The organism is Mycobacterium ahvazicum (assembly GCF_900176255.2).
Lineage (GTDB): Bacteria > Actinomycetota > Actinomycetes > Mycobacteriales > Mycobacteriaceae > Mycobacterium > Mycobacterium ahvazicum.
On sequence record NZ_FXEG02000003.1, the window covers coordinates 1,613,973 to 1,627,328 of the forward strand.

At 64.8% G+C, this 13,356-nt stretch carries 12 protein-coding genes and 1 tRNA gene; 6 read left to right on the plus strand and 7 right to left on the minus strand.

Translation table 11 applies throughout. From position 1 onward, the window contains the following. Position 1 precedes the first annotated feature (1 nt). Together lysA and argS are read right to left on the minus strand one after the other, a co-directional pair. The gene (lysA, locus tag MAAFP003_RS20130; RefSeq protein WP_096289575.1) at positions 2 to 1,420 is read right to left on the minus strand and encodes a diaminopimelate decarboxylase; all 1,419 of its coding nucleotides are present in this window, start codon (positions 1,418 to 1,420) and stop codon (positions 2 to 4) included. Beyond that, on the minus strand, positions 1,417 to 3,081 hold the full coding sequence (gene argS / locus MAAFP003_RS20135) for an arginine--tRNA ligase (RefSeq protein ID WP_096289576.1): 1,665 nt from the start codon (positions 3,079 to 3,081) through the stop codon (positions 1,417 to 1,419). The genes lysA and argS overlap by 4 nt, the downstream gene beginning before the upstream one ends. Positions 3,082 to 3,205: 124 nt before the next feature. Here argS and MAAFP003_RS20140 point away from each other — a divergent pair. Beyond that, positions 3,206 to 3,281: transfer RNA gene (locus MAAFP003_RS20140), tRNA-Arg, on the plus strand. Positions 3,282 to 3,327: 46 nt separating this feature from the next. Here MAAFP003_RS20140 and MAAFP003_RS20145 read toward each other — a convergent pair. Next, positions 3,328 to 5,094, minus strand: coding sequence for a GNAT family N-acetyltransferase (locus MAAFP003_RS20145; protein ID WP_096289577.1), 1,767 nt, complete (start codon positions 5,092 to 5,094; stop codon positions 3,328 to 3,330). Between the two features lie 80 nt (positions 5,095 to 5,174). Between MAAFP003_RS20145 and MAAFP003_RS20150 the strand changes: the two genes are divergently transcribed. Then, on the plus strand, positions 5,175 to 5,954 hold the full coding sequence (locus MAAFP003_RS20150; protein ID WP_096289578.1) for an alpha/beta fold hydrolase: 780 nt from the start codon (positions 5,175 to 5,177) through the stop codon (positions 5,952 to 5,954). Between the two features lie 236 nt (positions 5,955 to 6,190). Here the strand turns inward: MAAFP003_RS20150 and MAAFP003_RS20155 are convergent, their stop codons facing one another. Together MAAFP003_RS20155 and MAAFP003_RS20160 are read right to left on the minus strand one after the other, a co-directional pair. Continuing rightward, positions 6,191 to 7,102 (minus strand): fatty acid desaturase, encoded by a 912-nt coding sequence (locus MAAFP003_RS20155; protein WP_207768559.1) that lies wholly within the window; start codon positions 7,100 to 7,102, stop codon positions 6,191 to 6,193. 152 nt (positions 7,103 to 7,254) lie between these two features. After that, a complete protein-coding gene (locus tag MAAFP003_RS20160; RefSeq protein WP_096289580.1) occupies positions 7,255 to 7,662 on the minus strand; it encodes a hypothetical protein in 408 nt (135 codons plus the stop codon). A gap of 517 nt (positions 7,663 to 8,179) precedes the next feature. Here MAAFP003_RS20160 and MAAFP003_RS20165 point away from each other — a divergent pair. From MAAFP003_RS20165 to MAAFP003_RS20180, 3 genes are all read left to right on the plus strand, one after another. Continuing rightward, the gene (locus MAAFP003_RS20165) at positions 8,180 to 8,947 is read left to right on the plus strand and encodes an aspartyl/asparaginyl beta-hydroxylase domain-containing protein (RefSeq protein WP_243394133.1); all 768 of its coding nucleotides are present in this window, start codon (positions 8,180 to 8,182) and stop codon (positions 8,945 to 8,947) included. Positions 8,948 to 9,067: 120 nt separating this feature from the next. Next, on the plus strand, positions 9,068 to 9,736 hold the full coding sequence (locus MAAFP003_RS20170; protein ID WP_165796445.1) for an aspartyl/asparaginyl beta-hydroxylase domain-containing protein: 669 nt from the start codon (positions 9,068 to 9,070) through the stop codon (positions 9,734 to 9,736). A gap of 683 nt (positions 9,737 to 10,419) precedes the next feature. Beyond that, positions 10,420 to 10,995: a S1 family peptidase gene (locus tag MAAFP003_RS20180; protein WP_243394161.1), complete on the plus strand. Its 576-nt coding sequence runs from the start codon at positions 10,420 to 10,422 to the stop codon at positions 10,993 to 10,995. A 28-nt stretch (positions 10,996 to 11,023) separates the two neighbouring features. Here MAAFP003_RS20180 and MAAFP003_RS20185 read toward each other — a convergent pair whose 3' ends face one another. Continuing rightward, the gene (locus MAAFP003_RS20185) at positions 11,024 to 11,590 is read right to left on the minus strand and encodes a carboxymuconolactone decarboxylase family protein (RefSeq protein WP_096289584.1); all 567 of its coding nucleotides are present in this window, start codon (positions 11,588 to 11,590) and stop codon (positions 11,024 to 11,026) included. Positions 11,591 to 11,635: 45 nt separating this feature from the next. On the opposite strand from MAAFP003_RS20185, the gene MAAFP003_RS20190 reads away from it, so the two are divergent. Beyond that, positions 11,636 to 12,424 carry an SDR family NAD(P)-dependent oxidoreductase gene (locus MAAFP003_RS20190; RefSeq protein ID WP_096289585.1) on the plus strand — a complete coding sequence of 263 codons (789 nt, stop codon included), beginning with the start codon at positions 11,636 to 11,638 and terminating at the stop codon, positions 12,422 to 12,424. A gap of 62 nt (positions 12,425 to 12,486) precedes the next feature. On the opposite strand, the gene MAAFP003_RS20195 is transcribed toward MAAFP003_RS20190, so the two are convergent. Next, a complete protein-coding gene (locus MAAFP003_RS20195) occupies positions 12,487 to 13,299 on the minus strand; it encodes an SDR family NAD(P)-dependent oxidoreductase (RefSeq protein ID WP_096289586.1) in 813 nt (270 codons plus the stop codon). Positions 13,300 to 13,356 lie beyond the last annotated feature (57 nt).

Consider the following 13,356-nt stretch of genomic DNA (forward strand, 5'->3'; position numbering starts at 1 on the left):
GTCACCTCACTTCCAGACTCAGCAGATCGTCGACCGTCTCGCGGCGCAGGATCAGGCGGGGCCGCCCATCGCGAACCGCGACCACGGCAGGCCGGCAGATCATGTTGTAGCGGCTCGACAGCGAATAGCAGTAGGCACCGGTCGCGGCCACCCCGAGCAGGTCCCCCGGCCCCAGGTCGCCGGGCACCCAGGCGTCGCGCACCACGATATCGCCGCTCTCGCAGTGCTTCCCGACGATACGGGCCAGCGCCGCCGGTGCGTCGCTGATTCTGGACACCAGCCGGGCGTCATACTGCGCGTCGTAGAGCGCGGTGCGGATGTTGTCGCTCATGCCGCCGTCGACGCTGACATAGCGCCGGATGGCCGTCGTGCTGACCTCGACGTCCTTGACGGTGCCGACCTCGTAGAGCGTGATCGTCCCGGGTCCGGCGATGGCGCGGCCGGGCTCGACCACCAGCCGGGGCGTGGGCAGCCCCACGGCCGCGGCCTCGTTGTTGATGATCGCGCTCAGCTTGGCCGCGAGTTCGGACATCGGCGGCGGGTCGTCGGAGGCCAGGTACGAAATGCCAAGGCCGCCACCGAGATCAACGGTGGATATCTGCGCGGTCTTTTCGACCCCGAACACCGCGACGACCTCCTGCAGCAGGCCGATGACTCGGCGTGCGGCCAGCTCGAATCCGGCCACGTCGAAGATCTGCGAACCAATGTGGCTGTGCAGGCCGACCAGCCTCAGGTGATCGGTCGCGAACACCCGCTCCACCGCAGCCATCGCCGCGCCGCCGGCGACCGACAGGCCGAACTTCTGGTCCTCGTGCGCGGTGGAGATGAACTCGTGGGTGTGTGCCTCGACGCCGACCGTGAGTCGCACGAAGACGTCCTGGACGACGCCGGCCTCCCCCGCGATGGTTTCGAGGCGCTCGATTTCGGTCATCGAGTCTACGACGATGTGGCCCACACCTGCTTTGACCGCGGTCGTCAACTCGGCGACGGATTTGTTGTTGCCGTGCAGGGTGATTCGCTCCGGCGGGAAGTTGGCGTGCAGCGCAACGGCCAGTTCCCCGCCGGTGCAGACGTCAAGGCAGAGGCCCTCTTCGTCGATCCAGCGCGCAATTTCGCTGCACAGGAACGCCTTTGCGGCGTAGTGGACATTGGCGCCGCCGCCGAACGCCGACGCGATCTCTGCGCAGCGGGAGCGGAAGTCGTCCTCGTCGATGACGAACAGTGGAGTTCCGTATTCCTGGGCCAGCTCGGTCACCGGGACTCCGGCGATGACGGCCACCCCGGCATCGTTGCGAACCATGTTGCGCGGCCAGACATTCGGAGCCAAGGCCAGCAGCTCCTCCGGAGACTGCGGTCGGGGCGGGCTGTCCGCGTGACGGATCTCTTCGGCATGCCGGGGACCGGCCGGATGGACGTTCACATTCTCTCCGGGGCGCTGACGCCGAGTATTGCCAGTCCGTTGGCGATAACCTGCCGGGTGGCCTGGCACAGCGCCAGCCGGGCGATGTGCAGGTCCGTGGGTTGTTCGTCGCCCTGGGGCAATACCCGGCACGAGTCGTAGAACCGGTGGTAGTCACCGGCAAGGTCTTCCAGGTAACGGCAGATCCGGTGTGGTTCGCGCAGCGACGCGGCGGTGTCGAGCACCCGCGGAAACTCGCTGATGGTGCGCAGCAGCGCACCCTCCTTGTCGTGGCTGAGCAATTCGAGATGCCCTTCAAAACCGGCACCGCCGGGAATCAGGCCGAGCTCGGCGGCGTTGCGGGCCAGCGCCGAGAGCCGGGCATGCGCGTATTGCACGTAATAGACCGGGTTTTCATTCGACGCAGAGGACCACAGCGCGAGATCGATGTCGATCGCGGTGTCCACCGACGAGCGGATCAGGCTGTAGCGGGCGGCGTCGACACCGAGCGCGTCCACCAGGTCGTCGAGCGTGATCACGGTGCCGGCCCGCTTGCTCATCCGCACCGGCTGGCCGTCGCGCACCAGGTTGACCATCTGCCCGATCAGGACCTCGACGGTGGCGGGGTCGTCACCGAACGCAGCCGCCGCGGCCTTGAGCCGCGCGATGTAGCCGTGGTGGTCGGCTCCGAGCATGTAGATGCACAAGTCGAACCCGCGTTGGCGCTTGTCCAGGTAGTACGCGATGTCCCCGGCGATGTAGGCGGGTTTGCCGTCGCTCTTGATCACGACGCGGTCCTTGTCGTCACCAAAAGCGCTGCTGCGCAACCAACTTGCGCCATCCTTGTCGTAGATGTTGCCGACCGCACGCAACCGGGCGATGGCTTCGTCGACGCGCCCGCTGGTGTGCATCGAGTCTTCGTGGGTGTACACGTCGAAGTCGGTGCCGAATTCGTGCAACGTCTCCTTGATGTGGTTGAACATCAGGTCGACGCCGATCTCGCGGAAGGTCTCGTGCATCTCGGCATCGGGCAGCCCCAGCGCGTCGGGCGCCTTCTGCAACACCTGAGTGGCGATGTCGTTGATGTAGCTGCCGGCGTAGCCATCCTGCGGCGCGGGTTCGCCCTTGGCCGCGGCGATCAGCGAGTTGGCGAAGCGGTCGATCTGGGCGCCGTGGTCGTTGAAGTAGTACTCGCGCGTGACGTCGGCGCCCTGCGTGGAGAGCAGCCGGCCCAGCGCATCGCCGACGGCCGCCCAGCGAGTACCGCCGATGTGGATCGGTCCGGTCGGGTTGGCCGAGACGAATTCCAGGTTGATCTTGGTGCCGGACAGTGTGTCGGAGTATCCGTAGCGGTCGCCCGCGTCGATCACGTCGTTGACGACCTTGGCCTGGGCCGACGCCTCGAGGCGCAAGTTGATGAAGCCCGGTCCGGCCACTTCCGCCGAGGAGACACCGTCGGCGCTGGCCAGCGCCTCGGCCAGCCATCCTGCCAACTCGCGTGGGTTCGCGCCGACCTTCTTGCCCAGCTGCATGGCCAGGTTGCTCGCGTAATCGCCGTGTTCGGGATTGCGGGGCCGCTCCACCGTGACCGTCGCCGGGAGCGCCGACGCGTCGAGGCCATGCTCGGCCAACACCGCGGATGCGGTGGCTTTGAGCAGCTCAGCCAGGTCAGCAGGGGTCACGAGCGTCCATCCTATTGGTTAGCGTGCCTATGCCCCGAATCCATTGGATGTCAGCTCGGCCACCCGGATGCGTTAGTCTGTCCCGGATAGTTTCAAGCCCATCGGCGCAGCATGTATATCGTGCGCCCCCGTAGCTCAGGGGATAGAGCGTCTGCCTCCGGAGCAGAAGGCCGCAGGTTCGAATCCTGCCGGGGGCACCAGGATTTACGCAGGTCAGACGATGTGCCGGTTAGTCAGCTCGGCTAATCAGATGGTGCATTTCAGCCCGACGTGGGCGGCGTGGTACCCGAGCCGGCGATAGAACGCCAACGCCCTTTCGCGAGCCTCGTCCGTGGTCACCTGCGCCAGCTGCGCCCCGTGTGCTCGGCCGTAGTTGTGCGCCCACTCGACGAGTGCAGTACCAAGGCCCTGTCCACGCTCGGCTTTGGCGACCCGTAAACCCTCGATCTGCAGCCGGGTGGCACCGCCGCGGGAAAGGCCGGGAATGACGGTCAATTGCACCGTCGCGACGACCATGTCGGAACTGTTCAGGACGACTCCGAGATAGTTGGATCGGTTGCGAACGACGAGGTCGTAGGCCGTCTCGTAGCGTTCGAGTTGGGCGTCTTCGCGATCCTGACTGAATTCGTCGTCGGAGAGCAGCTGGGCGATCACCCCCACGTGTTCGCGCGCCGCGCGCTGCACACGGAATGTGCGGCCCGACACCTGCAGCAGTCCTCGAACCGAGGACTGTGCCAGCGCCTGTAGGCGCGCCACCAACAGGTCCAGCCACGCCCCCACGTTGGTTCGTGCCTCCGCGGTATCTGGATAGCGGCATCGCAGATGCAGCCCCGACTCGTCCTGGATGAACCAGAGCATCACGCCGTCGGTGTCAACGCTCGCGCTCACATACTGGGCGTCGAGTCCGACCGAGTCGATGCGCACCGGAAGTTTGCGTTGGTCCAGCCAGGAAATCGCGAACATGCCCGGCGCAACGGGCATTCCACCCCACGGAGCCAGTACGTCGGCCAGTGGCCAGGAACCCAGCTGCACCGCTTCTTTGACGGCGGCGGCCGCGGCGGACGGCTCGGCCACCGCCGACTCCAATACCGAATTGGTGATGAACCAGCCCACCGAGTCGTGCCATTTTTCTTCAAATCGGCTGTGCACGGGGAACACCGCGCGCAGTGGGACCCCGGCCAACTCGCGGGTCACCGCAGTCATGGCGACCACCGCAAGCGCCAGCGTCGAGACACCGTCCTCGCGTGCCTGCTCGGCAAACGCGGCGCCATCATCGACGTCGAACACGTCACGCACTTCAACGCGTTCGGGATGCGGCCCGAATTCGTCCAACGGCAGCGGAAACCGTGGCATGACCCCACCGCTGTCGTTGATGATTTGTGCCCATCGGGCGCGCACATGGTCCGGTGCCGCAGGACGGTCCAACAGTGCTTGCGTGTGCACGACAAATGCCGGCGGCGGCTGCAGCAACGGCTTACGACCGATGCGCGCGTCAGCGAGCACCGACAACAGGTCCCGGGCAATCACCAGCATCGACCACATGTCCACGTGGGCGTGGTCGGCGGCGATCACCACCGTCAATCCGGCGGCAGTCTCCAACACACACAACCGATGCGAGGGCCGCGCATAGGGCGAGCACGCCGCATTGAGAACTACTCGCAATGCGTCGTTGACCGCCTGGCCCGGAGTGATCTCATGCTCGACCCATCTGTCCGGGTGAATATCGATCTCATGCAGCTGCGGTTCGCCGTCCGGCCCGGGTGTGAATGCCGTTCGTAGCGTGCCGTGACGGGCGATCACCGCCAGCCACGCATCGGCCAACGATTGGCGGCTGACCCCCGCAGACAACCGAATGGACAGAGCCATCCAGGAACCGGGCCGTGGGCCCGCACCAACGTGCATGCGTTGGTCAAAAGACACCGGGAGCTGCCGGCCGAGGTCAGACACCGACACGTCGTAGCCCCAGAGTCGTCCGAAGGGTAGCCGCAGGTGCGCCACGTTGGTCAGCCGCATGGCGGTACCCTAACGCCCCAGATAGCCTGAATGCTCGGTCAGCGCGGGGCGAGCCGTCGGGTCGTGAAAAGAGTTGCGTGATGTCCACTTTCGTGGTTCCTGGAGCAGAGCTTGCGGTTGAACTGAGCGACGAGGGTGGTCATCCGGTTGTTCAATTGCACGGACTTACCTCCAGCCGCGCGCGTGACCGGGTACTCAATCTCGACCTCGGCAGGGGCCTCAGCGGGACCCGACTGTTGCGGTACGACGCACGCGGCCATGGCAAGTCGACTGGGCGCAAGGTCGACGAGGATTACCGATGGGAAAGCCTTGCCGAGGATCTTCTGCAGCTGCTCGACAAATGGTTTCCCGGCGAACGGGTGCACGGAGTCGGCCCGTCCATGGGTACCGGCACGCTGCTGCACGCGGCTGCCCGCGAGCCGGACCGCTTCGCCGGCCTCACGCTCATGGTCCCGGCCACCGCGTGGGAAACCCGGCCCGCGCAGGCGGCCATCTACCGGGCTGCGGCCGAACTTATCGAAACCGAGGGAGTCGGGGCGTTCATCGCGTCGGCGCGTGGGGCGACTCCGCCGCCAGCCACGGTCGGCGCGCCCGAAACAGTTCCGGATGTGGCCGATGCACTGCTGCCGTCACTGTTTCGAGGCGCGGCTCTCAGCGACCTGCCCGCTCGCGAAGCGGTCGCACGAATCGATGTACCGACGACGATTCTTGCCTGGGTCGGTGACCCGGCGCATCCGATGTCGACGGCGGAATCGCTTGCGACACTGATGCCGCGGTCAACGCTCACCGTGGCGCACGTCCCGGCCGATGTCGAGACCTGGCCCCAGATCCTGAGCCAAGACGTCGCCCGCAGAGGCTGACTTGTTCGGCCGATGAATACCGCTGCTATTGAGCGCACCGCCCGACCACGACGTCGGCCCAACGCGGCGGCGACGTCGTCAGGTGACCAGATTGGGACCGGTTGTCGCACAACGAGCTCAGACCTGAACCAGATGTACCAACTGATGGATCCCCAGGCGACCAACCGTAACCGCTCCCGGACCGGCGCCGGCGAAGTCCGCAACAACGGAGCCACAGTCCTTGTCTCGCTTGCCTTTTAGCCTCGCTCGATTGAGTTTTTTCGAAGCAATGTTGGCTGCCGAAGGTCGGCCGAATCAGCCGAGATCGGCCCACGCAGTTGCCGCGCCGCGGCCGTGAACCAGCCGAGGTGGAATTCGTCACCGTCGGCCAAGAATGCCGAGCGAAGTTCGTACCAGGGCAGGCCCGGATGCCGGTGATGAACGCTGTGCAAATTGAATGCGAGGACGAATCGTTCCAAAGCTCGCGGCAGCCGAAGATTCAGCGCCTCCAACCGCGCGTCGAGCCGGGTGCCGTAGTGGTATGCGTTGTCCGCGATAGAGATCAAAACCGCGCGCGCAGCGATCGCGACGGCCAGCATCCAAACGTGCCGACCGTAGGCGAAGCCCGCGGCCGCATACACCGCGCCCACCAAAACCGCGTCCGAGCGGAACTCCCCCAGGTGCCGTCGGCTGATGCCCTCGAGCAACATGCCGCCGAACGTGTCGGGCGAGTCGAGCAGGCGCCCCAGGTAGCGCCAGAGCCGGCGCGGCGCGGCGACGAGCAACACTGAAGCGGCCTCAATGACGTAAAGCCCGCCCAGAAGGTGCAGGTAGTACGCGGGAGCCGCCGCAGCCCAACTTGAGGTTGCCGGATCAAAGACCTCGGTCCGCTCCCGGCGGGTCCGGTTGTACCGGTGATGCAACAGATGAGCGGACTTGAGCAGCACAAATGGCGCGCCATAGCCGATGGCAAGCACCCGACCGCAGCCATCGTTCCATTTCCTTTGCCGCATCAATGTGCCGTGGATGGCCTCGTGGATCAGCGACCAGAACGGCATCGAGAGCAGCGCGATCGGCGCCAGCAGCCATCCGAAGCCCGGATCCGCCGGCAGCAACCAGAGCGGCAGGACCAATAGCTGGAGGCATAGGCCGGCCAGCGCCACCGCCACTAACACGCACGAGGTGACGCGGCCAGACTTGCCATCTTGTTCGGCTCGCCAGGTCGACGACTGGATTACTGCCATGACCGCCTGCTCCCCTGTTCAGGATCGGTTGACGCGATACGGGCCGGACCCCGCCGCGAACGGTGGCGGCCGCGCGCTCAGCGAACGGACGCCCCCTTGGTGCCAGCGCCCCTTCTGGCCAGCACGAGCAGCGCACCGGCGTAAAGGAAGTCCGACGCGGTGCCCACAATCACGGGGGGTGCAATCGTCACCGCGATGTCGGGTGTGGCCGCCAGCTCGTGGCCCACGTACAGCCAAATCGCACTCAGCGTCGAAGTTCCCAGCGCGGCCAACCAGAAGCCGCGCACGGGATTCGACGGCACGCGGAAAAGCCGTTCGAGCACCAGCACCGCCACCAGGGTCGCGATCACGCTCAGTGCCAGCTGTGCGAAGCCCGCGCGCACCGCGACCTCCAAGCCGAGCCGGTGGTGAGTAAACGCCGCCCAGCAACCGTATGCCCCGCCCCCGATCAGCGCGGCCAACACTGGCCGGGCGTGCTCCCTCACGCGCCCACAGCGGGTGGCCGGTACCCGATCGACGCGAGCAGTTCTGTGACATGCAATTTGATGGAAGGTGAATTGATGGTGAGAGAATTTATCTCGTCGAAAACCGCAGTACGCATGACAACCCTTTTTCTTGGGTACGTTAAGCATTGATTCATCTTGCCGCTATTGCATTCTTCGCGAACATCCTCGCATCGCAGTGGCTAATCCGCAATGACATCGGCTCCGATTCCCGCGTCTCGAGCCAGTGGTAGCCCTCCGGCGGGCAAGATAACCTGTCAGTCCCGTTGCCATTACATGGCCGGTCGGTGACGAAACATGTTGGCCGGCGCGTGTGTTGAGCGAATAACGAGGTTGCGGCTAGGGTCGGGTCGGGCCCTTCGGGACCTGGACAGGATCGGCCCTATATGTATTGCGAGATAGCGGCCACAGAAAGGCTGAATTCATGGCAGGTTCCGTCCGGCGCACCGCGGGAATCGAAGACACTTTGAACCGGCCTGGACTCATAAATCGTGCGTTGATGCATATAGTCGAATGGGCCCAGGAGCTCAACGAGAAGTACGCGAAACTCGGTAATCGACCGATGTATGACGTCGAGGAGTTTCCGTGGGCGATGGACATCGAGCGTGAATGGCACCAGGTCCGCGCCGAACTCGATAGCCTGCTAATCCGCAAGGAGGAGCTGCCCGGCTGCCACGAGATCTTGAGTGAGCTGCGCTCGATCAGCACCGACCGCGACTGGAAAACGTTCGTCTTGGCCTGCTACGGCGCCAAGTCGGCCGAGGCCATTCGCCGGTGCCCGCAAACGTGGCGCATCCTGCACACGATCCCGGGTATGAAGACGGCGATGTTCTCGGTCCTCGAGCCGGGAAAGCACCTCAAGCCACATCGCGGACCCTACAACGGCGTGCTCCGCCTCCACCTCGGCCTGCTCGTGCCGGACGCCGCGCCCGGCACGGTTGCGATCAGCGTGGACGACACCGTCTGCGAGTGGGACGAAGGCAAGATCCTGATCTTCGACGACTCATACGAGCACGAGGCGTGGAACCGCTCCAACGAAACCCGCGTCGTGCTGTTCGTCGACTTCGTCAAGCCGCTGCGTTTCCCGGCCTCCCTCGTCAATTGGCTGCTCCTCAACATCGCCGCCTTCACCCCGTTCATCAGGGAGGGAAAGAAGGCGCACAAGAAATGGGAGAAGACCTTTTACCGAAACGGGGACTCGCTGGACACTGCCGCGCCGTCAGCGCCCGCCGTTGTCCCGACGCAACGCTCGAGCCGTGCGGTTTAAGCCGTACGAGCGAGCGGAATGTTCTCTAGGACAGCCGAATACAAGATGGTAGGGCTCAAGTCCGGCCGCGAACTGATCATCGCCTTCGGCCTCTGGCTGTTACCGATCATCGACTGGATCATGATGCGGTTCGCGGCGACTGAGGAATACCAGGTCTTCCCGAACGAAGTGTTTCCCTGGACGACCGACCTCGCCGAGAGCTGGACCGCCATCCGCGACGAGGCCCGGGAGGTGATGCGCGACCCGATGTCGGTTCCCGCGTTGCGCGAGATTTCGGTCGATCATGAAAAGATCGCGGTCGATGAGCGCTGGCGCTCCTTTTTCCTTTGGGGCTACGGGATCCGCAGCGAGGTCAACTGCGGCCGCTGCCCAGAGACGGCGCGGGCCCTCGAGCGCATCCCGGGCCTGATGACCGCCATGTACTCGGTAATGCTGCCCGGCGCACACGTGCCGCGCCATACCGGGCCGACCAAGGCCATCGTCACCGCCCATCTGGGCCTCACCGTGCCGCGTGACCGCCAGAACTGTCGGATGACGATCGGCGACCATGAGGTGGTGTGGCAGGAGGGCCACATCGCGATCTTTGACGACATGTTCCCGCACGAGGTGTGGAACGACACCGAGGATCACCGCGTGATCCTGCTGCTTCACGTGAAGCGGCCGCTGCGCTTCCCCGGCTCGCTGGTGCGCGACACCTTGTTCGGTCTGTTACGGGCGAGTCCTTTCGTGCGCGACGGGGTGCGCAATATTGAGCGGTGGCACCAGAGGCAAGCTGCCGCAATGGATTAACGGTGCGCCTTCGTCGTGACTGTCGGCGGACAGATTGTCACCGCCACCCTGAATCGCCCGTACGCACCCGACATCGTCCCGAGCGGCCACATCCCCTAAGCGCCGTGGGTCATGGGCGGGTCAGCATTCGCAGACAACTGGAGTCTTTAGTCCCTAGTGGCCGGTCCGGTACCGACGCGACGATGGGGTTCTGGGCGCAAGTCAGCAGGCACCCAGATGGGCCCGCGTCGGATCCGGATTCAGCACCCTTCCGGCGCGGGCCCGCTTACAGCATCACCGAAAGCCATCGCCTTGGTAGCCGCGACGGCCCGACGGTTGGGGTCAACAACATGAATTGGCGTGTGATCATCTATGCGGACATCCCTCACCAGGGCCCCGCAAGACCGTTTGTCGAGCAATCGCCGATGTTCACCGACTGGGAATCCATCGGTGGCACACAGCGCAGAGTCACGCTAACCGTGCCAGACACCGCCGCCGACGATCCCGGCTCGGCGTGTGAGGTCGCCAAGCGAGAACTTGAGAAACGCCTCACTATGTTGCGGGGCATCAGTGACTGCGTCGCAACTCCTCTGGACTAGTCGGTGAAGCGCACAAGCCGCGTCTCGGTCCATGCCACGGCAGTATGGTTTCGGAGTCTCGCGATCGGAAGTGCCGTGCTGATTGGGGCCACGGCGCTCGCCGCCATGGCGCGAGCCGCCGCACCTCCGATGCCGGGCGTCGAGGTCGACGATGAAAGCGGCAGATGCACAGCGGGTTTCGCGACTCAAGGCAGCGATAACAGCTACTACCTGTTGACCAGTGGGCACTGCGATGCGCACGACGGTTCGATATGGACTTACGAGCAGGATGTCCCGCTGGGAAGAATCACCGCGAGCGAGAACGATGGCGATAACAAGGACGCCGCCATCATCCGCCTTGACCCGAGCGTCGGGGTACCGGTGGGAGATGTCGGCGGCAAGTACCCGGTCCGAGATGTCCTGAGTCCCTCCCAGATTCAGGTGGGCACGCCGTTCTGCAAGCTCGGCGCGGTCACCGGTGAGACTTGCGGCACCGTCAAGAGCGTCGACGACGGAGTGGTCGAAGCCAGCGTCTACAGCTTGAAAGGCGACAGCGGGAGCCCTGGCTTCGTGAAGAACGCGGACGGCAGCGTTAGCGCAGTCGGCATCTTGATGTCTTCACCGGAAGGTGACGACCATACGACGTACTTCACACTCGTGTATCCACTGCTCGGCCGGTGGGGCTTGCGCATTCTCCCCTGAGCATGGCTGAAGGATCGGCTTGGCATTCTCACACCGCCTTGGCCGCGTCGACCTGGTCCCGGCCGTATTCGATGACAGGTGGCGAATCGCCGTACACGTTGAGGGTGTGGATAAAGCGATGCAACCCCATGACGCCCGCACAGGTGAACCCGAGTTCGATGATCTGTGCCGCGGTGAAGTGCTCACCCAGCCGCTGGTAGAACTCGTCGTCGATCGCATGATGGTCCGCCGAGAGCAGATCGAGGAACTCGACCGCCAGCTGCTCCTGTGGGGTGAGCGTGTCGTGGCCCGGCGCGAGCAGGCAGACGACGTCCTCGTCGGTGATCGAATCATGTTTGCGCGACTGGCTGCACGGCTCACATTCACCGAGTTGGGCGCTGCGGATGCGCAATAGCTCGAGAATGCGTCCGCCGAGCAGAGTGCCGGCACCGAGGTGGGTCCGCGCCGTGTTCACCTGTTCGAGCTGCGCGCTGCGATAGGCGAAGATCTGCAACGGTACCGGCGTCGCGTAGAGCCCGGCGGCCACGCCGGCATCGACGATCTCGCGCGAGTGCGCGCTGAGTTCTTCCATCGGGATTGGTGCAATACGCGGCATTAATTCAGGCTATCTTTTGCGTGCGGCACTGAAAAGGAGAAATCGATGTCCAGACTCGCCGGAAAGGTCGCAATAGTTACCGGAGGGGCTGGCGGGATTGGTGCGGCGACCGCGGCCGAATTGGCCCGTGAAGGCGCGGCGGTTGCCGTCGTCGATATCGATGAAGTCAAAGCCGAAGAGGTCGCCGACCGGATTCGGCACAGCGGCGCGCGAGCAATCGGCCTCGGCGGCGATCTTGCCGAGGAAGACGTGGCGCGCTCGGTGGTGCACGCCACCGTCGCAGAGTTCGGGCGCATCGATGTCCTGCACAACAATGCGGCGCTGACGGCCAGCAGCTTCCTGGCCCGCGACACCACCGTCTCCGAGATGCCTCTCGATGTGTGGCAGCGATCCATGGAGGCCAACCTCGGCAGTCAGCTGCTGATGTGCAAACACGCCGTGCCCGAAATGCGAAGCACCGGTGGCGGTTCCATCGTCAACATGTCGTCGGGCGCGGCGCTCTCGGGTGACCGCACCCGCCTGGCTTACGGCGTCTCGAAGGCGGGGGTGCACGCCCTGACGATGTATGTGGCCACCAGCGAAGGCAAGGCCGGCATCCGGGCGAACACGATCGTGCCCGGCTTGATCCTGACCGACGCCGTGCGCGCGCACCTGTCCCCCGACATCCTCGACGGCCTGGGCCGGGCCACGCTGACGCCGTACGTAGGACAGCCACAAGACGTCGCAGAACTTGTTCTTTTTCTGGCTTCCGAGCAGTCCCGCTACATCACGGGACAAATGATTTCTATTGACGGCGGGATGTCAGCGCATGTCTCGATGAATACCGGCGATTAATTAGTCGCAGCGGTTATCAACACAACCGCGATGGCGACCGGCGGACGTGAATTAACGAATCGTTATTGAGTTGTCGGTCCGAGAGCGTATGCCCCGGTTTCCGGGTGGTGGTACCAGCCGCTGGCGGCATGGGTGCCCCCGTCGACGTGGATCGTTTGGCCGGTGACGTAGCTGGACATGTCGGAGGCGAGAAACACTGCCGCCCCGGCCATTTCGTCGACGTGACCCGCGCGTCCCATCGGGACCGTGAAGCCCATCCGCTGCTGGGATCCCGGCGGCGCGATCTGCTCGAGACCTTCGGTCCAGGTGATGTCGGGGGCCAGCGCGTTGACCCTGATGCCGTGCGGTGCGAGTTCGAGCGCGGCGGTCTTGGTGTAGTTGATGACACCGGCCTTGGCGGCCGCGTAGGTCGCATAGCCGGGTGCGGCACGCACGCCCTCGATCGAGGTGACGCTGATGATGCTGCCGGGCAGCTTCTGCTCGACGAGGACGCGGGCCACTCGCTGCGTGCAGAGATAGACATGCCGCAGGTTCGACTTGTACAGGGCATCCCAGCCGTTCTCGCTGGTGTCGAGGATTCCCGACCAGAAGACACCGCCCGCGTTGTTGACCAGGATTGACACCGTCCCGAGCTCGCCCGCGGTCTGTTCCAGCGCGGCGTCGACCGCGGCGCTGTCCCGAACGTCCACCGGAATGCCCAGAGCGCCGATCTCGTCGGCGGCGGCCGCGCAGGTATCGGGGTTGCGTTCCCAGATCGCGACTCGCGCACCGAATGCCGTCAGCCCGGCCGCGATGCCGCGCCCGATGCCCGCACCGCCGCCGGTGACGACCGCGACGCGGTTGGTCAGCAGCACGCTGGCGGGGGTGAGTGCCATGGAGTCGACTATAGAACAATCCCACTTCAAGGCTTACAGTTCTCACTAAATATGTTC

Excerpts from the sequence above, each read along its gene's own strand:
- MAAFP003_RS20145 (WP_096289577.1), bottom strand. The coding sequence starts at position 5,094 with ATGCGGCTGACCAACGTGGCGCACCTGCGGCTACCCTTCGGACGACTC.
- MAAFP003_RS20185 (WP_096289584.1), bottom strand. The coding sequence starts at position 11,590 with ATGCCGCGTATTGCACCAATCCCGATGGAAGAACTCAGCGCGCACTCG.
- MAAFP003_RS20170 (WP_165796445.1), top strand. The coding sequence starts at position 9,068 with ATGATGCGGTTCGCGGCGACTGAGGAATACCAGGTCTTCCCGAACGAA.
- MAAFP003_RS20195 (WP_096289586.1), bottom strand. The coding sequence starts at position 13,299 with ATGGCACTCACCCCCGCCAGCGTGCTGCTGACCAACCGCGTCGCGGTC.
- MAAFP003_RS20150 (WP_096289578.1), top strand. The coding sequence starts at position 5,175 with ATGTCCACTTTCGTGGTTCCTGGAGCAGAGCTTGCGGTTGAACTGAGC.
- MAAFP003_RS20190 (WP_096289585.1), top strand. The coding sequence starts at position 11,636 with ATGTCCAGACTCGCCGGAAAGGTCGCAATAGTTACCGGAGGGGCTGGC.
- MAAFP003_RS20165 (WP_243394133.1), top strand. The coding sequence starts at position 8,180 with ATGCATATAGTCGAATGGGCCCAGGAGCTCAACGAGAAGTACGCGAAA.
- MAAFP003_RS20180 (WP_243394161.1), top strand. The coding sequence starts at position 10,420 with ATGGCGCGAGCCGCCGCACCTCCGATGCCGGGCGTCGAGGTCGACGAT.